Origin of the sequence: Cryobacterium suzukii, assembly GCF_004403185.1 — a bacterium.
Classification (GTDB): Bacteria; Actinomycetota; Actinomycetes; order Actinomycetales; family Microbacteriaceae; genus Cryobacterium; species Cryobacterium suzukii.
This window is the reverse complement of sequence record NZ_SOHJ01000011.1, coordinates 306,076-327,906: the sequence shown is the minus strand read 5'-3', so window position 1 is coordinate 327,906 and position 21,831 is coordinate 306,076. Positions and strand designations below refer to the sequence as shown.

21 protein-coding genes and 1 pseudogene are annotated in these 21,831 nt (G+C 63.2%); 17 read left to right on the top strand and 5 right to left on the bottom strand.

Annotated features, from left to right (window positions below; genetic code table 11):
• Positions 1-6 precede the first annotated feature (6 nt).
• Positions 7-2,232 (top strand): UvrD-helicase domain-containing protein, encoded by a 2,226-nt coding sequence (locus tag E3T39_RS11300; RefSeq protein ID WP_166784106.1) that lies wholly within the window; start codon positions 7-9, stop codon positions 2,230-2,232.
• Between the two features lie 131 nt (positions 2,233-2,363).
• Here the strand turns inward: E3T39_RS11300 and E3T39_RS11295 are convergent, their stop codons facing one another.
• Positions 2,364-2,765: a hypothetical protein gene (locus tag E3T39_RS11295; protein WP_134515320.1), complete on the bottom strand. Its 402-nt coding sequence runs from the start codon at positions 2,763-2,765 to the stop codon at positions 2,364-2,366.
• Between the two features lie 206 nt (positions 2,766-2,971).
• On the opposite strand from E3T39_RS11295, the gene E3T39_RS11290 reads away from it, so the two are divergent.
• A complete protein-coding gene (locus E3T39_RS11290; protein ID WP_134515318.1) occupies positions 2,972-3,172 on the top strand; it encodes a hypothetical protein in 201 nt (66 codons plus the stop codon).
• Complete coding sequence (locus tag E3T39_RS11285; protein ID WP_241979660.1) at positions 3,169-3,621, top strand: very short patch repair endonuclease; 453 nt, start codon at positions 3,169-3,171, stop codon at positions 3,619-3,621. The genes E3T39_RS11290 and E3T39_RS11285 overlap by 4 nt, the downstream gene beginning before the upstream one ends.
• An 813-nt stretch (positions 3,622-4,434) precedes the next feature.
• Here E3T39_RS11285 and E3T39_RS11280 read toward each other — a convergent pair.
• Positions 4,435-9,117: a sacsin N-terminal ATP-binding-like domain-containing protein gene (locus tag E3T39_RS11280; RefSeq protein ID WP_166784105.1), complete on the bottom strand. Its 4,683-nt coding sequence runs from the start codon at positions 9,115-9,117 to the stop codon at positions 4,435-4,437.
• A gap of 838 nt (positions 9,118-9,955) precedes the next feature.
• Between E3T39_RS11280 and E3T39_RS11275 the strand changes: the two genes are divergently transcribed.
• From E3T39_RS11275 to E3T39_RS11260, 5 genes and pseudogenes are all read left to right on the top strand, one after another.
• A complete protein-coding gene (locus E3T39_RS11275; protein WP_134515314.1) occupies positions 9,956-10,216 on the top strand; it encodes a hypothetical protein in 261 nt (86 codons plus the stop codon).
• Between the two features lie 46 nt (positions 10,217-10,262).
• Positions 10,263-10,795 (top strand): annotated as a pseudogene (locus E3T39_RS11270) (alcohol dehydrogenase catalytic domain-containing protein); the annotation flags it as partial.
• Positions 10,796-11,305: 510 nt separating this feature from the next.
• Positions 11,306-12,058 carry a 3'-5' exonuclease gene (locus E3T39_RS16470; protein ID WP_241979659.1) on the top strand — a complete coding sequence of 251 codons (753 nt, stop codon included), beginning with the start codon at positions 11,306-11,308 and terminating at the stop codon, positions 12,056-12,058.
• Positions 12,059-12,169: 111 nt separating this feature from the next.
• Positions 12,170-12,526 (top strand): BRCT domain-containing protein, encoded by a 357-nt coding sequence (locus E3T39_RS16465; protein WP_241979658.1) that lies wholly within the window; start codon positions 12,170-12,172, stop codon positions 12,524-12,526.
• Positions 12,527-12,768: 242 nt separating this feature from the next.
• Positions 12,769-13,104, top strand: coding sequence for a hypothetical protein (locus E3T39_RS11260; protein WP_134515312.1), 336 nt, complete (start codon positions 12,769-12,771; stop codon positions 13,102-13,104).
• Here the strand turns inward: E3T39_RS11260 and E3T39_RS11255 are convergent.
• A complete protein-coding gene (locus E3T39_RS11255) occupies positions 13,101-13,343 on the bottom strand; it encodes a hypothetical protein (RefSeq protein ID WP_134515310.1) in 243 nt (80 codons plus the stop codon). The genes E3T39_RS11260 and E3T39_RS11255 overlap by 4 nt on opposite strands.
• Positions 13,344-13,435: 92 nt before the next feature.
• Between E3T39_RS11255 and E3T39_RS11250 the strand changes: the two genes are divergently transcribed.
• The 4 genes from E3T39_RS11250 to E3T39_RS16285 all read left to right on the top strand — a co-directional run bounded on the left by E3T39_RS11250 (position 13,436) and on the right by E3T39_RS16285 (position 15,567).
• Positions 13,436-13,879 carry a hypothetical protein gene (locus tag E3T39_RS11250; RefSeq protein WP_134515308.1) on the top strand — a complete coding sequence of 148 codons (444 nt, stop codon included), beginning with the start codon at positions 13,436-13,438 and terminating at the stop codon, positions 13,877-13,879.
• Positions 13,880-13,954: 75 nt separating this feature from the next.
• Positions 13,955-14,365, top strand: a complete 411-nt coding sequence (locus E3T39_RS11245) for a DUF2256 and DUF3253 domain-containing protein (protein WP_134515306.1) — start codon at positions 13,955-13,957, stop codon at positions 14,363-14,365.
• An 88-nt stretch (positions 14,366-14,453) separates the two neighbouring features.
• Complete coding sequence (locus E3T39_RS11240) at positions 14,454-15,044, top strand: dihydrofolate reductase family protein (RefSeq protein ID WP_134515304.1); 591 nt, start codon at positions 14,454-14,456, stop codon at positions 15,042-15,044.
• Positions 15,045-15,126: 82 nt separating this feature from the next.
• Positions 15,127-15,567, top strand: a complete 441-nt coding sequence (locus tag E3T39_RS16285; RefSeq protein ID WP_198416120.1) for a hypothetical protein — start codon at positions 15,127-15,129, stop codon at positions 15,565-15,567.
• Positions 15,568-15,593: 26 nt separating this feature from the next.
• Here the strand turns inward: E3T39_RS16285 and E3T39_RS11230 are convergent, their stop codons facing one another.
• Together E3T39_RS11230 and E3T39_RS11225 are read right to left on the bottom strand one after the other, a co-directional pair.
• Complete coding sequence (locus tag E3T39_RS11230) at positions 15,594-15,968, bottom strand: YccF domain-containing protein (RefSeq protein ID WP_134515302.1); 375 nt, start codon at positions 15,966-15,968, stop codon at positions 15,594-15,596.
• Positions 15,965-16,714, bottom strand: coding sequence for an IclR family transcriptional regulator (locus tag E3T39_RS11225; protein WP_134515300.1), 750 nt, complete (start codon positions 16,712-16,714; stop codon positions 15,965-15,967). Before E3T39_RS11225 ends, E3T39_RS11230 begins: the two co-directional genes overlap by 4 nt.
• Before the next feature lie 169 nt (positions 16,715-16,883).
• On the opposite strand from E3T39_RS11225, the gene E3T39_RS11220 reads away from it, so the two are divergent.
• Genes E3T39_RS11220 through E3T39_RS11200 form a run of 5 tightly spaced genes read left to right on the top strand, consistent with a single transcriptional unit; the run spans position 16,884 to position 21,831 of the window.
• Entirely contained in the window at positions 16,884-17,702 is an 819-nt protein-coding gene (locus E3T39_RS11220) for an ABC transporter ATP-binding protein (RefSeq protein WP_134515298.1), read from the top strand.
• Position 17,703: 1 nt separating this feature from the next.
• On the top strand, positions 17,704-18,558 hold the full coding sequence (locus E3T39_RS11215) for an ABC transporter permease (RefSeq protein ID WP_198416119.1): 855 nt from the start codon (positions 17,704-17,706) through the stop codon (positions 18,556-18,558).
• Between the two features lie 30 nt (positions 18,559-18,588).
• Complete coding sequence (locus E3T39_RS11210) at positions 18,589-19,629, top strand: ABC transporter substrate-binding protein (RefSeq protein ID WP_134515297.1); 1,041 nt, start codon at positions 18,589-18,591, stop codon at positions 19,627-19,629.
• Positions 19,630-19,669: 40 nt separating this feature from the next.
• Positions 19,670-20,908: a CaiB/BaiF CoA transferase family protein gene (locus tag E3T39_RS11205; RefSeq protein WP_134515295.1), complete on the top strand. Its 1,239-nt coding sequence runs from the start codon at positions 19,670-19,672 to the stop codon at positions 20,906-20,908.
• Positions 20,908-21,831: a beta/alpha barrel domain-containing protein gene (locus E3T39_RS11200; RefSeq protein ID WP_134515293.1), complete on the top strand. Its 924-nt coding sequence runs from the start codon at positions 20,908-20,910 to the stop codon at positions 21,829-21,831. Before E3T39_RS11205 ends, E3T39_RS11200 begins: the two co-directional genes overlap by 1 nt.

Sequence of the window (21,831 nt, the reverse complement as noted above, 5' to 3'; positions counted from 1 at the left end):
ATTCACATGCCCAACCTCATCATGATCAAGCTCAAAGGCCAAGATCACGAGAAGGCCGTCAATGGCAAGATCATGGCGTTCCTCAAGAAGTTGACTGACGACGACACAATTCCCGGGCTGCACATTGAGCCGATGAAGAAACCACTCGATTCCCGTGCGAGGACGGGGCGCGTAGACATCCATCTGCGTGCCGTTTTGTACGTGCTCGAGCCCATCGGTGACGAGAAGACGTACGTCTACGCAGGGACGTGGGAGCATGACGAGGCGATCGAGCGGGCGCGTACCAAGAAGCTGCAGATCAATCCGGTGAACGGTATTCCCGAGCTCATCGCGGCTGTTCCCGAGCATCCGGCGCAGGCCGCCCCCAAAGCGGAAGCCCCCCAGCCCGCCAAGGCCCTGGTGTCGTACCTCACCACACAGAGCTATTTTGTGTCGGATCTCACGGTCGAGTTCGGTTTCACTGCCGACGCAGCGGCGCGGGCTTTCGCCGCGGTGACGGAAGACGATCTCATCACCTTCGCCGATCGTCTCGACACGGAGTGGCAGTCCACCGTGCTCTATGGCATGGCGATGGGTCTCTCGATCAGTCAGATCAAGGAATCGCTCGAGATCCCCGTGGAGCGCGTCGAGCCAGTCGACGTTGAAGCCGAAGACGCGCGCGCACTGGATCAGCGGTTGGTCGACGCGTTGAAGCATCCGGCCGCGCAGATGCAATTCACCTTCATCGACAGCGACGAAGAGCTGCAGCGAGTGATCGACGGAGGCGACTTCGGCGCGTGGCGGGTGTTCCTGCACCCCGAACAGCGGCGGTATGCCACTCGCTCGTACAAGGGGCCCTTCCGTCTTACAGGCGGCGCCGGCACAGGGAAGACGGTCGTGCTCATCCACCGTGCCAAGAATTTGGCGGCAGAGAACCCCAATTCCCGGATCGTTCTGACCACATACACGAGAGCCCTGGCTGAGAACCTTCGCCGAGACCTGGAACGTCTGGACCCCGACATCCCGACTTCTGGTTCGTTGGGCAGCGCAGGCGTCTTCGTGCAGGGCGTCGATGCGCTCGTCGCGGCCGTTCGCCAGATCGCGGGCAGCGGCTTTGGGGAGGCCGCCGTCACCGTGCTTGGGGCGTCGGCAGAGAGTCATGGCATCGTCGTCGGCAACGAGGTCGGCTGGCACGAAGCCGTCGATGACGTGGATCCCGACCTGCCGCCGCAGCTACGGAGCAAGTCGTTCCTCGCTGCCGAATACCTTCAGATTGTCCTGCCGAATCGCATCACGTCGAAGGAGGCCTACTTCGCGGTGCGCCGGCCGGGTCGCGGCGTGGCACTCGACCGTGCCAAGCGTGCTGAGGTCTGGACGGTTGTCGAGCAGTTCCGTAAGAACGGCCGCATCCGCAATTCGTTGACCTATGCGGAGGTCGCGGGGATCTCCGCAGCGTGGCTGGCTGCCTCCGCGGAGTCGGGCTCGAATCATTACGCCGATCACGTGCTGATTGATGAGGCGCAAGACCTGACGCCGGCGCACTGGCAGTTCTTGCGCGCACTTGTGCAGGTCGGCCCCAACGACATGTTCATCGCTGACGATATCCACCAGCGGATCTACGGCCAGCCCGTCGTGCTGTCGAGGCTGGGCGTCGCCGTCGTCGGTCGTTCACGACGCCTCACTCTGAACTACCGGACGACGGAGCAGAACCTTCGTTACGCGCTCGACGTGTTGAGGGGTGCGACATTCGTGGACTCCGAGAACGCAGTGGAAGGTGTCGACGGATACCGGTCGGCTCGGCTCGGCCCTGAGCCGCGGGCAATCGTCTCGCATTCGGAGACCGAGCAGTTCAAAGCGATGGCAGACCAGGTCCGCTCGTGGATTGAAGAGGGTATCCGGCCCGAAACCATCGCCGTTCTGACCGCTTCGAACAATGCGTCCAAGGACGTCCACGACGCGCTCGACCACTACGGCATCCAGTCGACGGTTCTCACCTCGGCGAAACAGACGGGCAAGAACGCGGTCGTTTTGACGATGCACACCGCAAAGGGCATGGAGTTCTCTCGGGTGCTCCTGTTCGATATCTCGGAGGGCTCGTTCCCATCGCCATGGGTGATGAAGGGTCTCAGCCCTGAAGATCGCGAGGATGCCATGCTGCGCGAGCGGTCGCTGCTCTACGTCGCGGCCAGTCGGGCGCGTGATGAGCTGGTGGTCACGTGGAAGAACGCGCCTTCGGAGCTGCTGGCGTCTTAGCGGCGTCGGTGCTGGCGGCCGCGATCATCGCGCACATACCGGGCGAGTTTCGCGCAGTGCGTCGAAGTCGCTCGTCGCAGCTCCATGAGACATTCGGGACAAGCGCACTCGGCGCGAGCCGGCTAGTCTGATCAGCGCACGCGGCGAAGGGTGAAGGCGTTGGGGGGACCCGGCACGTGGTCGACGTATTCGAATCGGCCGTCGTATCGGAACCCGGCCCCTGGATACTCGTACTTCCGGGTTCGGTAGAACAGCACCAACTCGTTGCCGTCCGCGACGTGGTCGATGATCTTGGAGTCTGCACGCCCTTTTGTCTGGCCCGCGAAACGCAAGATATCGCCATCGAGCACGTCTGTGTACGGTACGCGGTCCGCCGTCTTCTGGAACGTCACGAAAAGCCACACTGAATCATGGTTCCTTGGTTGGAAGATACCGTTGTTGAGCGACGCGTCGGCTATGGAGAACGTTTCTCTCAGTTCAGCTCGGGTATAGACGTTCTGTTCGCGGAGAAATCTTGAGGTGACGATGGGCATGTCTGAGCTTCCCACAGCGCTGCGTTGAAGGCACGGTCCCGAAAGTGGGGATCGGTCAGAGCGTTCAGGACTGAGGGCTCGAACCTGCGTGGTCACATGGTCCAGTGCTGTCAACGGATTTCTCCCCTTGTCGCCCCTACCCGCGAGGCGTTACAGTGCCATCGAATTCTCGCCGTCTGCCGGAGTCATTGACGAGTGGAGCTCTCATGCCTGTCACTTCGCTGCCCTCCCGCGGTGACCAACCCGGCGAGGGCGCCAGCGCAAAGACCTGCGACGCGAGCGAAACGGTCGTGCACTGGATGTTTCAAGCTGGCTACTCTGAGGCGGCCGCCCTCGTGACCAGTGTTGCGGAGGGCGATCCGGCCGATGCCGGAAGTAGGGCGACAGCGCTGGGCGGCGATCGATGAATATCGCGCGGTCTGATGGGCCAAAACGACCCAGCGCCTCCTGGGCGTCGACGGATGCCGTGCGCCGTTCGATGCAGAGCAACAAGAATCGTGACACGGCACCCGAACTCGCGGTGCGCGCCCTGCTGCATGCCGCCGGGTACCGGGTGAACTACCGCCCGGTACCCGGACTGCGTCGCAGTGCCGGCATCGTGTTCACCCGCGCGCATATCACAGCGTTCATCGACGGCTGCTTTTGGCACGGCTGCCCGGTCCACTACCAGCGCCCGACGCTCAACCAGGGGTATTGGAACCTGAAGGTGGTGGGCAACATGGTCCGCGACCGGAACACCGCAGAAAGGCTGACGGCAGAGGGCTGGACCGTGCTGCGGTTCTGGGAGCATGAAGACCCGGGCGCGGTTACCGCGGCCGTCGAAAGCGAGCTAGAGAGGCACCGGCTTGACCGGTAGTGCATCGATGGCATGACGGCATGTTCATGCTGCACCGCGCGGGCTGCGACTCCCTGACGCGATCGACGAACGGGAGCACGTTGACGCGGCGCGGAGCATCCGGCCGCCGCGCGGGTGGTCCGCCGCGTTCACCTCGATTGGCGTCAGCGGACCGGATGCCTCGCGCCATCCGCGAAGGCAACCTTTGACGAGTATGCGGGGAAGAGCGACCTGGCGGACGATGTGAAGAGCCTCCTCGAGATGGGTGAGACGCAGCTGGCGGATGAAATCGTCGAATCCGAGTCCCCACGCGTCGGGGGACTTAAGGTCCCCGCGAAAAGCCCGGCGTAGTCGCGTCCGGCTTGCGGTCGAATGAAGCACGATCAAGAGATTCCCCCGTTGCGTGGGCCGGAAGAGTGCGTATTTCCGGGGCGTCTTGTTGCGCCGGCAATCCCCTGCGCTTCGAATAGGCCCCGGCCCTAACGGACGCCACGACTCCGGTGCCGTCGTGAATAAAAGACATCTTCAGTGACTGAGGGGCCCAACCGAAGGCGCCCGTCAGGTTGAGCCCTCGGTCTTCGTCTTCAGGTTCGCTGATTGCGTCGGGTCCATCTTGGCTGGCGCGAACTCCTCCCGCACCTCGGCGGACTCGATGTGGGGGAGAGCGGCTCCTCCAATTCCGGTTTCGGCGTCGCGATTCCCACCCCAACGGGGTACAGCGTTCCCACGAGATACGCGTAGGCGGGACTCCGTGTTAGGACCTCACATGCGCCATCGGCGGGGCCGACCCGCTGCTGTCTTAGCCGCGCGGCTGGGCTTCTACGTTGCTGATCGTCATCTTGCTACTTTTTCCGGTGCCCAAAGGTAGTCAAACTCCGTGAAGGCGAGCTCCTCGCCAAACTCGTCGAACGTGTCCGCAACATTCACGATGAGACAGCGTTCGGTGCCACCATTCTTGGGTCCCCGAAGCCCGCGACCAATCATTTGGTGATACCGATTCGGGCTGAACGTCGGGCGCGCGATGTAGAGCGCGCGCACCTGTGGTGCATCGAATCCTTGAGTTAGAAGGTCGCAATTCACGATGATCCGAATCTCACCACTCTTGAACTGGTCGATGATTCGACGCCGTTCCTGGGGACGCATAGTGCCGTCTACGGCCGCCGCTGTCTTGCCTTCCAGGCGTAACAACGCAGCAATAGTATGAGCTGATGAGACCGACGCCGCGAAGACCAGAATCGGCCACGAAGGATCCTGCTCGAGGATGTCATTGACAACAGTCTGCATCCGATCGAGGTCCTGCCCGATGCGGTCGAGCATCGACTTCGTCACTTCCTTCATCTGGTCGAAAGTCACCAGATCACTGCCCATGGCAGCGACTCGCATTCCGTCGAGGACGTAGTGGTCCACCTCAGATAGCACTTTTTCCTCGCGGAGTTGACCGATGGGGTCGTCGGGATCGAGGGCTTCCAGCTTGTTGCCACCGAAGCGATCGACGAAGAGTCTGTTGTTCTCCGCGTTGCGCCCTCTATAGGGCGTCGCCGTGAGACCGAGGAGGGGGCGGTCCGTTCGTGCGGAGGTCAGGCCCAGCCAACGGAGGATGCCGGTATAGGTCTTACTCATCGCTGTGTGGGCTTCATCAATGACCACGAGGGAGGCCTCCGCGAGCCAGTTGTAACTTCGCGCGTTGGGAGAGGCGATGCGCGTGCTCAGCTGTGCGTCCGTGGCGATAACGATCTGCAATTCTTCGTTCGACTCGTCCAGTTCGTGCCCACCCCAGAACCTACAGATGTCGATCACGCGTTCATCGCCAATGGCACGCCACACCTCTGCCCACGCTTGAACGGCCTGTTCGCAGAGTTCCTCAGACTGCGCAATCCAAAGGATCGGCCCCGAGAGCTCGTCGTCACGGAGCATGCGGATGATCGCTTCAACGGTGACACGGGTCTTTCCTGCCCCCGTAGGGAGAAACAACAGCCCGCGTTGCGCCTGACCGCCCTTGGCGGGAGCAGTCGCCAGGTCCCGAATGCGACCGGCAAGGATTTCCTGGAATTTATGAAGAGGCTTCAGATCTACTAGGCCTTGCACCTGAAGGAGCGAAGGGCGTGGGACGTTCTTCTGCCCCGCGTACCCTGTGGCGAATCCCAGGCCAACGACGAATGCCTCTGCCAGTGCCGAGCCCGCCCAGTCCCGTGGCACTACCAGACCGATCGCTCGAAGCTCCTCTCGAATTGTCCAGAGACTGTCGAGACCGCGAACCTGCCAGTAGAGCTGAGCAACTTCCAGTTCTGATTGACGGCCCTTCTTGCTTTCAATGGTGTCCAGGAGACGCTTCGGCAGTGCTTCCTGCAGCACCTTCACACCTGCCAAGATCAAGAGGCGTTCCGGGTCGGAACCAGCAATCCGCGATCGCTGAACAAGATCGTTATGGCGCATGGTTTCGTCATCCCGCAGGATGTCGTAGATGTCCTGCCGCGTGAGGCCGAGCCCCAATTGTTTGGAAACCTCGCCAAGAATTTCGACATCCTCAAGGGTGTCGTCGACAACGATGGTGTCACTTACATGCGCGCTCATAAGTCGTTCTTCAAACATGCCTGTAGAAGTGGAGCTCCTTCGCAGAATCGACGCGCTCGATCGCAAACGGACGCGACCGATCGATACCCTGAGGCGCCCAGCGAGGCTCGGATATCGGTCCGTGAGCGGCCCTTCAGTACCCTGTTCGCTGATCTCCAGCGTCCGCGATAGCGCTTCTTCGCCGGGGCGCAGTCCCCACTTTTCGATCAATCGTGCGGAATTCTTGACGGTGCCGTCGAGATAGGCAATGCCGAGTTCCTCTAGCACAGCGATGTCGTCGGGAGTCGACGCCACCACGACATCTGTCCTCGGGCGAATCACCACAGCACCGTGAAGGACCGCCGGGATATTGGCCGTTGTGGCAAGGCTTTCGTGTGCCGAGGCCGCTACCAGGAGTTGGGTCAGCTTGGAGGCGTCCTCGACGTGGTAGCCGTCCCTACCCATGAAGTCACGAAGCAAGTGCTCAGGCAAGCTTTCGAGAGAACGGGGAGGGTCGAGGCTCATGCTGATTTCTGCGTCGACAATCGGCAGATATAGCGAAAAATCGCGTAGCGCAGATGACACCGCTTCACCGGTCCGTCTTACTCCGAGCGAAGTCTGCACCAGACCATGCTGAAGGACTGCCCACCAGTCGGGTGATGCGATTTCGACGTCCGCGTTGTTCCTGGAACTTGTCAGAGGCACCGAGACCACCGTCATCTTGCTCGGCATTGTGCGCAGGACCCGTCGGGTCCATTCCATCCGTGCCGCAGGATCGTTGGCAAGCTCGAGGAAGAGGTCTAGGGGGCCGGTACCCACGAAATCAGGGATGCCTATCGCTCCGTGGGTGTGGCCTGCCTCTCGGATGCGCTTGCGTAGCAGCGCATCCGCTGCGTTCCTGTATTCCAGAAAAATCCGTTCTTTGGACTGTGGGAAGTCCGGCTGCGGGCTGGAGAAACAGCCGGCCGCACGAAGAAGATCAGTTCGGCTGCCGTGCACAAGATCCTCTGCATGACGATCCCTCAATCCATCGGCGAATGAATCGTCTTCAATGACGGTCGCAGCCGCCCTCCACAGGCCGGAACGTGTCTGGACCATAACGTCGAGCCCACGACTTCGAATCTTTGTTAGAGACTCCACGGCGACTGCTGCTGACGAGGCGCGCAAAGCATTCCATAGTCGCGTCCATTCATCACCTCTCCAGGATTCACTCGCCAATGCCGCGATAGCGATCGACGTCTGATCCATGGACACATCGCGAAATTGGAGGGAGTGCAGCAACGTGACGATTTCGGGGTCTGCTGTGAAGCCGTCGTCCACAAGCGCGACTCCGCTGGGGATCGGCTGTCCTGGTCGAGCAATGAGCACTGATTCATGGGCGCTCACTGCTGCCCACGTGCCGCCGACCACGGGTACGATCGAGCTCCCGGTGATACCGCCGAAACCCTTGTCCTTGAGCGCTGCGTACGCCTTCAGCGCGGTTAGCACTGACTGAGGCGTTCGAATGTGCGCGAGTTCCTGAAGCCATGTCACAACGCTCGACTCGTAGATAGATCGGTCGTCATCATCCTCACGAAGGATTGCGCGTAATCGGGTGTATCGGTCGCGCGCTGTGGAGAAACAGGACGCATGGGGCATCGTTTCGCGTCCCACGACGTCTTGCCAAGCTTGCATCAGATCGACCGGAACAGGCAGGGGCTTGAGATCCGGAATCCCCTTGAAGTATCCGCGACCCTGCAGAACGCCGTTGGAGTCCGGAATAATCGGCCTTCTCCGCGCCAATTCGGGGATGCGGAGAGAAAGCACCCTGTCCGCAGCGCTGCGTATCTCGCGTCCTCTCGCCGGAAAGAACTCAAGGTGCGCTGCGGGATCTTCCGGCGTCGAGGCACGGACCACAACATCGAGAAAGAGTTCCGCGCAGACATCAAGCATTTCTCCGTTTAGCGCACTGGTGGGGATCAGGGTGGTGCGATCATCATTCACCTGCCACGGAGCATTGAATATCCCGCGTGCAGTTGTCTGGTCTTGAAGAGGAAACCACGCCCACAGCTGCCCAAGAGCAGCTGTGCTTGCTCCGAGCGGGACCGCATAGGAGACTGTCATCTTCTTGCGACTTGTCGTTGCGGTCAGCGTCTGCAGGACCTTCTCCGACGGCTCGTATTCTCGCTCGGCGAAGAGCCACGTGGTTTCGGCTCCGTCGGGGGATTTGAGGAGTACTTTGCCCTCCGCGAGGTCACCTTCGCGCTTGTGAGTTTGGATGACGGGCGCAGCCCCGGCCTTTGGCTGAAGGCTGATCTTCACTTCATTCACCGACTTCATGAAAAGGAGTGACTGGGTCTTGAACGCAGTGAGTTCTTCGCGGATGCGCGCACCGTCCCTGACAAGAGGTAGCTTCACCACCGTTGACGCCCAGGTCATCAGCTCGGCTAGGTTCGGGTCGTTGGCGACTTCGGTCGCCACGTCCATGACCGAGGGGACACGCAATAGGGGAAGTTTCCCGGTCGCCGATGGAATCCCGGCGAAGAGTTCGGCCGCGCCCGGGGCATTGAACTCAAAGCTCACTGATCGGCTGAAGATCTGGGGGTGGTCCGAAATTCCAAGTACCGACTTGAACCCCAAGCCGAATCTTCCGATGATGTCTTCACCACGCTTGGAACTCAGGAACGCGTAGCAAATGGCTCGCAGACCCTCGCGAGCGAAGGATTCGCCTTCGTTCGCGCAGTACAGCGCGCCATCGGCAATCCGGAACTCCACGGTTCCCTGTCCACCAGACATAGTCAGCGCGTCGACAGCATTCTGCAGCAGTTCACTGACCTGACGCTGTCCGTATCCCCCGACCCGGAAGCTATCTTCTTGCCCGACATGCTCTTCGAGAAGGTCGGGATTGACCTCGTAGGTTCGCAGAGCCGTTGCCTGCTGCTCTTCCACGTATTTGATCAAATCAATATCGCCGCTTGGCCAACTCATCTGTTCCCCCATACAGAAACCCCATTGGGCTTCGAAACGTCTTTGTCACTGCTTGGCAGGTAAAATACCTAGTGAGCTGATCTTATGGCCAGCCGACAGACGTTACAGGGCGCCACTGACATTCGACACCTCTTCGCTGCTGTCCTGGCATATTCCTCAGACACGCACGGATGCGCGACATGGCGTATCCCCTCTTCGGGGAAAGCCTCCGGTGGCAGCCCGATGCGGGGCACACCCGTTGGTGAGCACAGTAAATCGCTTCCTCACTGCACGCGACCGAGGGATTGACCCGGAGCTCACGGCCGAGGCGTTGCGCTCGATCGCAAGAAGCGCGCCGCTGTGTGGCGTGTAGGCGAGCAGAGCCGTGAGAACGTACGAATCACCGGGACACTGAGTTAGGCAGAATTGTCATCTGAAGCGGCGGCATGGTTGAGCAGCCCAGCGGGCGCTGGAATGCGCGGAGATCAGGTGCTCATCGACGAGGCGCAAGACCTCAAAGGTCGCACTGGCAGTTGATGAAGGCTGTCGTCGCCGTGGGCCCGGATGGCCTTTTCATCGCAGAAGGCACCCATCAGCTAATCTACGGTCAGCACGTGGTGCTTTGCCGCTTCGGGATTTGAGTAACCGGATGGTCGCGTCGCCTGGAGCTGAACTGCCGCACGACAGAGCAGAACCTGCGGTTACGTCTTTGAGGTCGGTGACTACCTTGATTCGGAGAATGATACCGACGGGTTGACGGCTATCGTTCGGCTCGGCGGGAACCTATTCCTCGTTTCGCGAACAACAAGGCGGAAACCATTCAAGACGGGCTGGCCCAGCGAGGCGTAGCAGTCGCCTGTTGAACTCAGCACGACTGACTGGTGGACAGTCGGTCGTCCTCACCATGCACACGGTCAAGGAAATGGAACTCTCTGGCGTCGCACTCTTCGACCTCTCGGCGGGCGCTGTACCGAACCCGTGGGTGCTCAAGGGCCTCCATGGGGAAGACCTCGTCGATGCCAACCTTCGTGCGCGGTCACTTCTCAAAGTCGCTGCGAGCCGAGCACACGAGGAGCTGGTGGTCACTGAGAAGGGTGAGAGGTCAGAGTTGCTGCTGTAGGGGTGATTGCAGGGGAACATTCCACCCCGCCAGTGTTACCCCTGACATGAAGTCCATTGTGTACAGCCAGACCGGTGACCCGTCCGTGCTTCAGCTCGTCGATCGGCCGGTGACCGAACCTGGAGCCGGCGAGGTGCGGGTGCGGATCGTGGTCAGCGGGGTGAATCCCACCGACTGGAAGTCCCGACGCGGCGCGGCACCGGGCGAGGCGCTCGCCTTCGACGACGTCGTACCAGGCCAGGACGGCGCCGGCATCGTCGAGGCGGTCGGCGAGGGCGTGCAGCACGTCGGCGTGGGCGACCGGATGTAGCTGGCGCTGACCGCGTACCAGCGTGCGAGCAGCGGCTCGGCCCAGGAGCACGCCGTGCTGCCCGCGGAGCGCGTCTTTCCGCTGCTGGCGAACGCGAGCTTCGATCAGGCGCGAGCCTTGGGGTGCCGGTGATCACGGCGTACCGCGCACTCACGGTGGCCGAAGACGGGCCGGACCGGTTGCATCCGGGCGCCCTGGCTGGCAAGGTCGTGCTCGTGGCCGGCGGTGCCGGCGCGGTCGGGCACGCGGCGATCCAGCTGGCCCGGTGGGGAATGCACGGCCATTCAGCCGCGTCCTGCAGCCGGATCGAACGCGTCGAGCCAGTGAGAGGACAGCCAGCATGCCGCCGACTTGGCAGCCATCCGCCTGAGGCAAGGCCCTCACCAGCTCCAGCGGCTGCAAACTCGCCCTCGACGGCGGCACCCTCACGGTCACCTGGGCGGCGTCCCTATCGTGACCGCGGTCGAGGACGTCGAGATCGTCACCGTGACCCTCGGCCTGCTCTGGAGCCGGATCGAGCTGCACGTCGGGGAGTGGGTGAGTCGGCTCTAGGGCATCCGCTCGAAGGATGCCGCCGCGTTTGAACGAGCCTTCGCCGCGTCACTGAAGGCGCTGCAACTTCGGCAGCTCACCGCGGAGCTCGATGCGGCGGCCCATCGAGCGAGCCTGGGCTAAACGGCTTCGCCGCCGCAACCGCTGACGTCCCTCGTCTGTGGGCCGCGCCCACGTCTACACCCTCAGTACAGTCAGAGGACCACCCCGTTCAGCTCAGGAGCACCATGCCCGGTTTCGCCGTAATCGACTTCGAGACCACGGGACTGTTCGCGGGCGGCCACGACCGCGTCATCGAAGTGGCCGTCGCGCATGTCAGCGCCGACGGGCAGATCGAAGGCCAGTGGGAGACGCTCATCAACCCCGGGCGTGACCTCGGGCGCCAGGACATTCACCGCGTGCGTGCCGCCGATATTATGCACGCGCCCACCTTCGTGGAGGTTGCCCCACAGCTCGTGGCGTTGCTCGATGGCCGCGTCGTCGTGGCCCACAACGCTGCCTTCGACCTGCGCTTCCTGCTCGCCGAACTTGCCCGCGCCGGCTACCCCGTCACCGAACCGGTGATCAGCCTCTGCACCATGCAACTGGCCCGCGACTTTCTGCCCGGCACCGGTCGGTCGCTCGCCGACTGCTGCGCTGCCTATGACATCGATCTCACCGGAGCGCACCGGGCCTCCGTCGATACCTACGCCACCGCCCGCCTGCTCAGCAACTACATCGCCGCCGACCCTACCCTGTGGGCCGATGTACTCGACCGTGCGGCCGCCTACCGCTGGCCGACCCTGCCGTTGTCGGAGCGCCCGTGGTACGCGCGGTCGGAATTCGCGACGGAGCAGACGGCATCCGCTTTTCTGGCACGCATCAGCGTTCGACTGCCCGAAATTTCAGGGCCGGCCGAACACCAGGACTACCTTGCCCTGCTCGACCGCTGCCTGCTTGACCGGCAACTTTCCGCCCACGAAGCACAGGCGCTCGTGTAGCTCGCCGAAGAGCTCGGCCTCAGCCGGCACCGCTGCGAGCTGCTGCACGGGGAGTATTTCGCCGCGCTCGCCCGCATCGCCTGGGCTGACGGCATCCTCACAACGGATGAGATGGCCGACCTCGTCGACGTCGCCAACCTCCTCGACATCTCAGCGGCTGCCCTGGACGCCGCGCTCGACCAGCCGGAAGAGGCAATAGTCGCGGTGGCCAGTACGCGCTTCGAACTGCACCTTGGCGACCTTGTGGTGCTGACCGGCGACATGAACCGGCCGCGCAGTGATTGGGAATCGGAGCTGCTGGCCCGAGGCTTCGCGCCGAAGAGTGCGGTGACAAAGAAGGTCACGCTTCTCGTTGCGGCGGACCCTGACTCCCTCTCGGGCAAGGCGCGCAAGGCCCGCGACTACGGCATCCCGATCGTGGGGGAGGCGGCTCTCGCCCGGCTGGCGGGGGTGTTTCCGCTGCTCTGATCCGCAGCGAGGGTACCCATTGGTGCCGTTTCGTTTGTTTCTGCCCTGTCGCTCTAGATTCGCCAGAACCTCCTAAATCAGCCCTGTCCGAGGGCCGTGGGCGGGCTACGTATTGACTAGAGTGCGAAGTGCGGGCTAAAGCCCGTCTCGCGCACTCAGGATGATTGTTGAAATGCACGGCCATTCAGCCGTGGGTCCTGCAACCCGATCGAACTCGCCGAGCAAGCGAGAGGACAGCCAGCATGCCGCCGACTTGGCAGCCATCAGCCTGGGGCAAGGCCCTCACACGCTCCGGGGACTGGAAACTTGCACTTCACGGCGACAAAGTCACGGTCACCCTTGGTGGCGTCGCTATCGTGACCGTGGTTGAGGACGTCGAGATTCTTGTCGTCACCCGCGGCTTGTTCTGGAGTCAGATCCGGATCGAGGTGGGGGAGTGGGTGAGTCTGCTCTACGGCATCCGCTCGAAGGACGCTGCCGCGTTTGAACGAGCCTTCGCAGCGTCACTTTTGGCGCTGCAACTTCGGCAGCGTACCGCGGAGTTCGATGCGGCGGCCCACCGCGCGAGCCTTGGCTAAACGGCGACGCTGTCGCACACGCGAAACACCAGCAGATCAAAGGGTGGATCACCGCCGGGTTCAGCACCGAATAGGCGGCCCACAAGGCTACCGTCGGGTTGCGCCAACTGCTCGACGACGAGGTTTTGCGGCCGCATATTGACGCCCAGTTTGCCGACCCTGCCGTTGTCGGAGCGCCCGTGGTATGCGCGGCCGGAATTCGCGACGGAGCAGACAGCATCCGCTTTTCTGGCACGCATTAGCGGACGACTGCCCCGAAATCAGCGGACCGGCTGAACACCAAAACTACCTTGCCCTGCTCGACCGGCGACTTTCCGCGCACGAAGCGCAGGTGCTTGTGCAGCTCGCCGAAGAGTTCGGTCTCAGCCGGCACCGCTGCAAGTTGCTGAACAACGAGTATTTCGCCGCGCTGGCCCGCATCGCCTGGGCTGACGGCGTCCTCATAACGGATGAGATGGCCGACTTCATCGACGTCGCCAACCTTCTCGACATTTCAGCGGATGCCCTCGACGCCGCGCTCGACCAGCCGGAGCTGGCCATCGTTTCGGTGGCCAGTGCGCACTTCGAACTGCACCTCGGCGACCTCGTTGCACTCACCGGGGACATAAGCCGACCGCGCTTCTCGTTGCGGCCGACCCTGACTCCCTCTCGGGCAAGGCGCGCAAGGCCCGCGACTACGGCATCCCGATCGTGGGGGAGGCCGCTCTCACCCGGTTGGCAGGGGCTTTCCCGCTACTCTGACGTCAAACCGGTGCCGCACGCTGCGGCTGTCTGAATTCTCTTCCATCCCCGGGGCACCGCCAGCAGATTCTATTCGGAGTATCTGAAGTCTCGCGGCAGGATAGAACGCATGGCCCACCGTCAACGCACCCCCGCCGATGCTGACTCCGCAGCTGCCAGGGCGGATAAGACGTGCGCCTCGTGTGGGCGTCGCATCGAGTGGCGCGCAAAGTGGGCCAAGAACTGGGAATCGGTGAAGTATTGCTCGGCGGCGTGCCGGTCACACGGAGTCAACGCGACAGACCAGCAACTCGAGGCGACCATCGTGACACTGCTCCAGACCCGGGCGCACGATTCCACGATCTGCCCGTCTGACGCGGCGCGAGCCATCGGCGGCGAGGAATGGCGCGACCTGATGGAGCCGGCCCGCCGAGCCGCACGCCGCATGGTCGCCCGCGGCGAATTGCAGATCACGCAGGGCGGAGTCGTGGTCGATCCATCGACCGCCAAGGGTGCGATTCGGTTGCGAACGCCGCGATAGGTGGTCACCACTTGCCGGGAGCCAGATCTGGGTGTCAAATCGTGGTGACGACGGATCAGCTGAAAACCGCCAGACAGGAGAGATCGACATGACAGTGACCTGCGACATGATGGTCTCGGAAGACGGCTACGCGGCCGGCGTGAATCAGAGCCTGGAGCATCCGCTTGGCGAAGGCGGTGAACGACTGGCCCGCTGGCGGTTCGAGCGGCCCGACGAGAACGCCGCGGAGATCGCCGCCATCGCGACCGCAGGTGCCTACATCATGGGGCGCAACATGTTCGGTCCTGGCCGTGGCGAGTGGGACGACGAATGGACAGGCTGGTGGGGCGACGACCCGCCGTACCACGCGCCGGTGTTCGTGCTGACGCACTACCCGCGAGCCCCGCTCGTTCTGGAAGGCGGCACGACTTTCACGTTCGTCACCACTGGCATTGAAACGGCCCTGGATCAGGCTCGCGCTGCTGCGGGGGAGAAAGAGGTGGCGATCGCGGGCGGGGCCGCTACTGCGCGGCAATATTTGTCAGCCGGGCTGATCGACGAACTACGGCTGCACATCGCGACGGCGGTGCTCGTCGCCGGCGAGCCGCTGCTGGCGGGACTAAATGATCTCAAGCTTGAGAAGCTCCGCTCGGTGGAGCGGCAACTAGTCACACATGTCACGTACCGGGTTGCGCACTGAACGAGTCCTCGCGGCTGACATGACCCATCAGCTCAATGTTCGTGACGCATCGCGCGGGGTGCCATTTGTGGGAGCATGACGCATGCACAACTTCGTGAGCGAGATCGTCAATCAGGCACCGCAGCAGAACGGCTGGTGGCTCAACGGCGGCGGCTGGTTTGTGCTGGCCCTCGTCAATGCGGGCCTGGCCGAACAGAAGAACCGTTCTCGCTGGAACTGGTTCGTGGTCTCGCTGTTTCTTGGGCCAGTCGCCACGTTCCTCATCGTGGTCTGGGAGCCCGTGACCGAGCCGCCACTCGAGCTACGGAATCCGTTTGCGAGGGCCGATGACCGCTACCTCACCCTCGCCTTTTTGGCCTTCGTGCTGACGGCCGGTGCGCTGCTCTTAGGGGCGGTCGGGAGTACCGGATATATGTGGATGGTCGCCGGTGTCGGTGCTGCGGTGGTCGTGGTCTTTCTCGTACTTTTTCGACGTGCACGCCAAAAGCGGATGGCGGCACGCGCGCACGCACTCAGCTCCTGAGCGCCGACGGCATGCATCGGTGCGCGTTAGGGCGTGTCGACGATCTGCTTGCCGAGCGGCATGAGGGCCACCGGGATCAGCTTGAAGTTGGCGATTCCGAATGGGATACCAATAATGGTGATGCAGAGAGCGATGCCCGAGATCAAATGTTCAAGGGCGATCCACCAGCCGGCCAGAATGACCCAGACGACGTTGCCGAGGAGCGACGCGACGCCGGCGTTCGGCGTCTCAACCACTGTCTTGCCGAACGGCCAGAGGGCGTAGACGCCGATGCGCGCGGCCGCGATTCCCCAGGGGATGGTGACGATGAGCACGCACATGATGAGCGCGGCCACCATGTAGCCGAGAAATAGCCAGAAGCCTGAGAGTACGAGCCAGATGATATTGAGAAGGGTCTTCATGATTGTCCTATTCTCTCAAACCCCAACGCCGCCGAGATCAGCGCCGCGGCCTCCACGACAGGCACGGTGTACCCCGGAACCGCGGTCGCCTCGTTGAGCCTCGAGAACGGGGCCACGATGCCCACCACGGCCACCACATTGCCGTGGTGGTCGAATACGGGGGAGCTCACCGAAGCGACCTCGGGTTCGCGCTCCTCGAACGATGACGCCCAGCCCTGGATGCGAATCTGATCCAGCAGCTCGGCAGGGAGGGCTTCCTCCGGCGCAACGGTCAGTAGCTCCTGCCGGGCGAATTCATCGAAGGCCAGAAACACCTTGCCGGCCGAACCCAGGTGCAGCGGCATCACGGTGCCTACCTCAAGCACTCGGGAGATGGCGCGCGGCGAGCGGGCCGTGGCCACCACGGTTCGGTACTGCCGCCAGCGCACATAGAGCACCGACGACTCCTGGGTCTGTTCACGCAGGGTCTGCAGCATCGGGCGGGAGGCTTGGATCACGTCGAGGCCCTGCGTGGCATTGATAGCCCAGCGCGCCACGCCCAGTCCGATGCGGTAGCCGCTGCCGTCGCGGTCGAGAAAGCCCTCCGACACCAGGTTCTGTACGAGGCGCTGCGTGGTGCTCTCGGGCAGTCCGGCGCGCTGGCGAATCGCGCTCAGCGACAGGGTGGGCTCCTCCACGGTGAAGCAGTCCATGATCTGGCGAATCTTGCCCAGCACCAGAATGCGGTTACCAGCTGTTTCAATCACGAGGTGTCCTTGTCTGCGCTGGGCGAGCGAAGCATCCGTTTGTCACAGAGCCATTATTCATTGCGTTCGGGTGCAAAGCGCCACTAGGGTTCATGTAACCACATCGCGAGTGGTTCACTCGCAATGTGAGTGAGAATCTCGACACCCGGCCTGTAAGGAATGCATGACGATGACGTCAACAGAAACAGCGCACGTACCGGCGGTTCAGCTCGATGCCTGCACCAAGGAGTTTGTGACGCCCCAGGGCGGCTCGTATTTCGCGGTGAAGGGCATCGATCTCACGGTGATGCCGGGCAAGTTTGTGTCGATCGTGGGCCCGACAGGCTGCGGCAAGTCCACGGTGCTCAACATGGCCGCTGGGCTCATGGCGCCGAGCGAGGGCGAGGCGCGCAGCTTCGGCGCCCCGGTGGTGGGCGTCAACCGCCGCGCCTCGTACATGTTTCAGCAAGACGCCCTGCTGCCGTGGAAGACCGTGCTCGACAATGTGTCGCTCGGCCTCATCATGCGCGGCGTTGGCAAGAAGGAAGCGGCCGCCGAGGCGCGCCGCTGGCTTGCCAAGGTGGGCCTGTCGAATTTCGAAGACCGTTACCCGCACCAGCTCAGTGGCGGAATGCGCAAGCGTACCTCCATCGCGCAGGCCTGGATCGTGAACCCCGACATTCTGCTCATGGATGAACCTTTTTCCGCTCTCGACGTACAGACCCGCCAGATCATGGAGAACGAGTTGCTCGACATCTGGCAGGAGTCGGGCAAGGCCGTGATCTTCATCACCCATGACCTCGACGAAGCCATTGCCCTCAGCGATGAGGTCGTGCTGCTCAGCGCCGGCCCCGCGAGCCACGTGGTGGCCCGCTACGACATCACCCTGCCACGCCCGCGCAACCTGCTCGAGATTCGTGACGACCCGCAGTTCGTCGAACTGCACCGCGAAATTTGGGGCAAGCTGCGCGACGAAGTGGCCAAGACCTATGCGGCAAAGGCAGCCTGACATGTCAACGACGACGATTCGAGCGGATGCCGCGCCCGCCGCATCCGCTGTGCGCCCGCCCCGCAGCAGCCGAGCCCGCCCCCGCAGCGAAACGCCTGCGATGCTGATGCGTTTCTATCAGCTGCTGCTCACCGCGCTGGTGCTCGGTGCCTGGGAGATTCTCGGCCGGGCCGGCGTGATCGACACGTTCTTCTTCTCGCTGCCGAGCGCCATCGGCGTGGCCGTGTGGGACTGGATCGCCTCCGGTTTCATCTTTCCGCACCTCTGGATCACCCTGCAAGAAGCCCTCTACGCCTTCATCATTGGTACCGGGCTCGGCCTCATTCTCGGCTTTCTGCTGGCCAGGGTGCGGTTTCTCGAGCGGCTGTTCGAACCGTTCGTGCAGATGTTCAATGCCCTGCCCCGGGTGGTGCTCGCGCCCATCTTTCTCTTGTGGTTCGGGCTCGGCATCGAGTCGAAGGTGGCTTTCGGCGTCACCCTGGTGTTCTTCATCGTGTTCTTCAATGTGCTGCAGGGCGTGAAAAGCGTCGACAAGGTGTTGCTTGACAACGCCCGCATGCTCGGAGCCACCGAGCGCCACCTCATTCAGCACGTCGTGCTGCCGAGCGCGCTCACCTGGATCTTCTCGAGCCTGCACATCAGCGTGGGCTTCGCCATTGTGGGCGCGGTCGTGGGCGAATACCTCGGCGCCGCCGCCGGCGTGGGCTACGTCATTGCTCAGGCCCAAGGCGTGTTCGACACCGAGGGCGTGTTCGCGGGCATGTTCATCCTCATGATCGTGGTGCTCTTCGTCGACCTCGGCGTGAACCGGCTCGAACGCTACCTGCTGCGCTGGCGCCCGGTTCCCGGCGCGTAACTACTGATCCTCCTAGAGAAAGAGAACACCGTGTCCCTGCCCAAAAAGTTCACCGTGGTCGCCGCAGCGTTGCTCACCGCCACCCTGTTCGCCGGCTGCAGCAGTACCGCAAGCGAGGGAGCGGATGCCGCAGCCACCCCCAAGGTCGCCATCGGTATCGGCGGTCAGACCCTGCTCACCTACCTGCCCACCACCCTCGCCGAACAGCTCGGCTACTACGAGGAGGAGGGGCTCGACGTAGACCTGCAAGACCTGCAGGGCGGATCAAAGGCTCTCACCGCGCTGGTCGGCGGCAGCGTTGATGTCGTGAGCGGCTACTACGAGCACACCATTCAGATGCAGGCCAAGAACCAGAGCATCACCTCGTTCGTGCAGATGGGCAAGTCGCCGGCCATCGCCCTCGTCGTGGCTCCGGGATCAACCTCCGAGATCAAGTCCCTCGACGACCTCATCGGCAAGAGCGTTGGCGTCACCGCGCCGGGCTCCTCCACCCACACCATGCTTCGCTTTCTGCTCGAGGAGGCTGGATTGAATCCCGATGGCGTCAGTGTCGTCGCGATGGGGGCCGGGGCATCCGCTGTGGCCGCCATGGAATCGGGTGGAGTCGTGGCCGGCGTGATGCTCGAGCCCGACGTGTCGGTGCTCGCTGAACGCACCGGTGCCGAGACCGTGAGCCTCGCCGACCTGCGCTCGCCGGAGGGCGTGGAGGAGCACTACGACACCGACATGTGGCCGTCGTCATCGTTCTACGCGCAGAGCGACTGGCTCGAGAAGAACCCCGAGACCGCGCAGAAGCTCGCGAACGTGCTCACCAAGACGCTCGCGTACATTGCCGAGCACACTGGCACCGAGATCGCTGCCGAGATGCCCGAGACCTTCAGCGGCGGAAACCTCGAACGCTACGCCGCGCTCATCGAAGAGCTCAAGCCGCAGCTCACCGAAGACGGACGCAACAGCGAGGCCGGTGCCGAGGCCGTGCTCGACACCCAGCGCATCGCCAACCCGGAGGTCGGTGACGCCGAGATCGACCTCGCCGCTACCTACACCAACAAGTTCGTCGGCGGAAAATAGCCACGCTTGGCACCGCAGCATCCGCTGGAAAGGACTTGATATGACCAACGTGGCCCCGCTCGCCGGCGTGCGTGTGCTCGAACTCGGCAACTTCATCGCCGCGCCAACGGCCGGGCGTATGCTGGCCGATTTCGGCGCCGAGGTGATCAAGGTGGAGCGCCCCGGAACCGGAGACGAGCTGCGCAACTGGCGGCTGCACGCCGGCAGCACGTCGATGCTGTTTCGCACGATCAACCGCAACAAGAAGTCGATCGTGCTCGACCTCAAGACCGAGCTGGGGCGTGACATCGTGCTTGAACTCGTAGCGCACTGCGACGTGGTGCTCGAGAACTTTCGGCCGGGCACGCTGGAGAAGTGGGGACTCGGGCCCGCCGAGTTGAACGCGGTGAACCCCGACCTCATTCTCACCCGGGTGTCAGCGTTTGGGCAGACCGGGCCGCTCTCGCAGCGCCCTGGATTCGCCGCGGTCGCCGAGGCGATGGGCGGCTTTCGCGACCTCGTGGGCGACCCCGATCGCCCTCCCGTGCGCGTCGGCGTGTCGATCGGCGATTCGATCGCCGGACTCTACGCGGCCTTCGGCTCGGTGATGGCACTGTTTCAGCGCGAGGTGCGTCAGGGCCGAACGGATGCTGCGCTCGAGTTGCACGAACGCGTCATCGACGTGGCGCTCAACGAATCGATGCTGTCAATGATGGAATCGCTCATACCCGACTACTCGGCCTACGGCGTGGCGCGGGAGCGTGTCGGCGGGCGGATGGACGGCATCGCTCCTACCAATGCCTACCTCTGCGGTGACGGCGCGAGTATCGTGATCGCCGGCAACGCGGATGCTATTTACCAGCGTTACATGCACGTGATCGGCCGCGATGACCTCGGGCGCGACCCAGGGCTGCAGAACAACGCGGCGCGGTGGCTGCGGCGGGATGAGCTCGACACCGCGATCGGGGCGTGGACGTTGGGGCTTTCGGCGGCCGCGGCTTTGGCCGTGTTGGAGGACGCGGGGGTTCCGTCTGGTCCTATATATACGGCCGCCGATATTTGCGCGGACTCTCAGTACGAGGCGCGCAACATGATCCAGCGCTTCGATGTCTCCGACGGGTCACAGGTCTTGCCTGGCGTGGGTTTCCCTGGCATTGTGCCGGTGATCGGCGAACGTTCGCTCGATATCAAGACCCTCGGGCCAGACCTCGGGGAGCACACCCGGGAGGTGCTGGCTGGGGTTCTGGGCAAGAGCTCTGCCGAGATAGACCACATCATGAGCGAATTGCAGCTCGCCTGATGTTTACTTTCGAACCTGCTGCGGTGCTGCGGGACGTCACCCTGCGCGATGGCCTGCAACTGACCGGCGGCATGCTCTCCACCGAGCGCAAGCTGGCGACCATTCGGTCATTGCTCGCGCTTGGGGTGGAGTCGCTGGAGGTCGGGTCGATGGCCCGGCCCGATCTCGTGCCATCGATGGCGAACACCCTCGAGGTGCTCGCCGAGCTCACGCCCGCTGAGCTTGCGCGGTGCTGGGTGTGGGTCGCCACGCCGCGCCATGTGGAGCGTGCCGCCGCCGCGGGCGCCCGTAACTTTCAGTACTGCTTCTCCGCAACGGATGCCCATAACCAGGCCAACATTGGCCGCACGACCGAGGCGAGCCTTTCCGCGATGCCGGCGGCCGTGGAGATCAGCCGTGACGTCGATGGGCAGATCCAGCTGTGCATAGCGACCTCGTTCACGTGCCCGTTCGACGGACAGGTCGACCCGTCGCGGGTCGTGCAGATTGCGCAAGACGAACGCGCGGTCGGGGCCTCGCACGTGGTGATCTGTGACACGCTCGGGCAGGCGGTTCCGGCTCAGGTGTCGTCCCTCATAACGCGTGTGCGCCTCGAGACACCGGCCCGTGAGATCGTATTTCACGGGCACGACACGTGGGGGCTGGGCGTGGCGAACACGCTCGCGGCTATTTCCGCCGGGGCCACCATGGTGGACGGAGCGCTCGGGGGTCTGGGCGGATGCCCCTTCGCTCCGGGAGCCAGCGGCAACACCGCGAGCGAGGACATCCTCTTCGCCACACGCCCGCCATGGTTGACACCCGACGTGTTCGGGTCACTCGTGCGCGTTTCGGAAGCGTTGCTGATGGAGCTCGACGAGCCGAATCGTTCGAAAGCCGCCCAGGGCGCCCGCTCACCCGCGAAGGCGTTCGACTGGGTGCTGTAG

Bases quoted from the DNA above. Each gene is read 5' to 3' on its own strand.
- E3T39_RS11300 (WP_166784106.1), top strand. From the start codon at position 7: ATGCCCAACCTCATCATGATCAAGCTCAAAGGCCAAGATCACGAGAAG.
- E3T39_RS11295 (WP_134515320.1), bottom strand. From the start codon at position 2,765: ATGCCCATCGTCACCTCAAGATTTCTCCGCGAACAGAACGTCTATACC.
- E3T39_RS11290 (WP_134515318.1), top strand. From the start codon at position 2,972: ATGCCTGTCACTTCGCTGCCCTCCCGCGGTGACCAACCCGGCGAGGGC.
- E3T39_RS11285 (WP_241979660.1), top strand. From the start codon at position 3,169: ATGAATATCGCGCGGTCTGATGGGCCAAAACGACCCAGCGCCTCCTGG.
- E3T39_RS11280 (WP_166784105.1), bottom strand. From the start codon at position 9,117: ATGAGTTGGCCAAGCGGCGATATTGATTTGATCAAATACGTGGAAGAG.
- E3T39_RS16470 (WP_241979659.1), top strand. From the start codon at position 11,306: ATGCCCGGTTTCGCCGTAATCGACTTCGAGACCACGGGACTGTTCGCG.
- E3T39_RS16465 (WP_241979658.1), top strand. From the start codon at position 12,170: ATGGCCGACCTCGTCGACGTCGCCAACCTCCTCGACATCTCAGCGGCT.
- E3T39_RS11260 (WP_134515312.1), top strand. From the start codon at position 12,769: ATGCCGCCGACTTGGCAGCCATCAGCCTGGGGCAAGGCCCTCACACGC.
- E3T39_RS11255 (WP_134515310.1), bottom strand. From the start codon at position 13,343: ATGCGTGCCAGAAAAGCGGATGCTGTCTGCTCCGTCGCGAATTCCGGC.
- E3T39_RS11245 (WP_134515306.1), top strand. From the start codon at position 13,955: ATGGCCCACCGTCAACGCACCCCCGCCGATGCTGACTCCGCAGCTGCC.
- E3T39_RS11240 (WP_134515304.1), top strand. From the start codon at position 14,454: ATGACAGTGACCTGCGACATGATGGTCTCGGAAGACGGCTACGCGGCC.
- E3T39_RS16285 (WP_198416120.1), top strand. From the start codon at position 15,127: ATGCACAACTTCGTGAGCGAGATCGTCAATCAGGCACCGCAGCAGAAC.
- E3T39_RS11230 (WP_134515302.1), bottom strand. From the start codon at position 15,968: ATGAAGACCCTTCTCAATATCATCTGGCTCGTACTCTCAGGCTTCTGG.
- E3T39_RS11220 (WP_134515298.1), top strand. From the start codon at position 16,884: ATGACGTCAACAGAAACAGCGCACGTACCGGCGGTTCAGCTCGATGCC.
- E3T39_RS11215 (WP_198416119.1), top strand. From the start codon at position 17,704: ATGTCAACGACGACGATTCGAGCGGATGCCGCGCCCGCCGCATCCGCT.
- E3T39_RS11205 (WP_134515295.1), top strand. From the start codon at position 19,670: ATGACCAACGTGGCCCCGCTCGCCGGCGTGCGTGTGCTCGAACTCGGC.
- E3T39_RS11200 (WP_134515293.1), top strand. From the start codon at position 20,908: ATGTTTACTTTCGAACCTGCTGCGGTGCTGCGGGACGTCACCCTGCGC.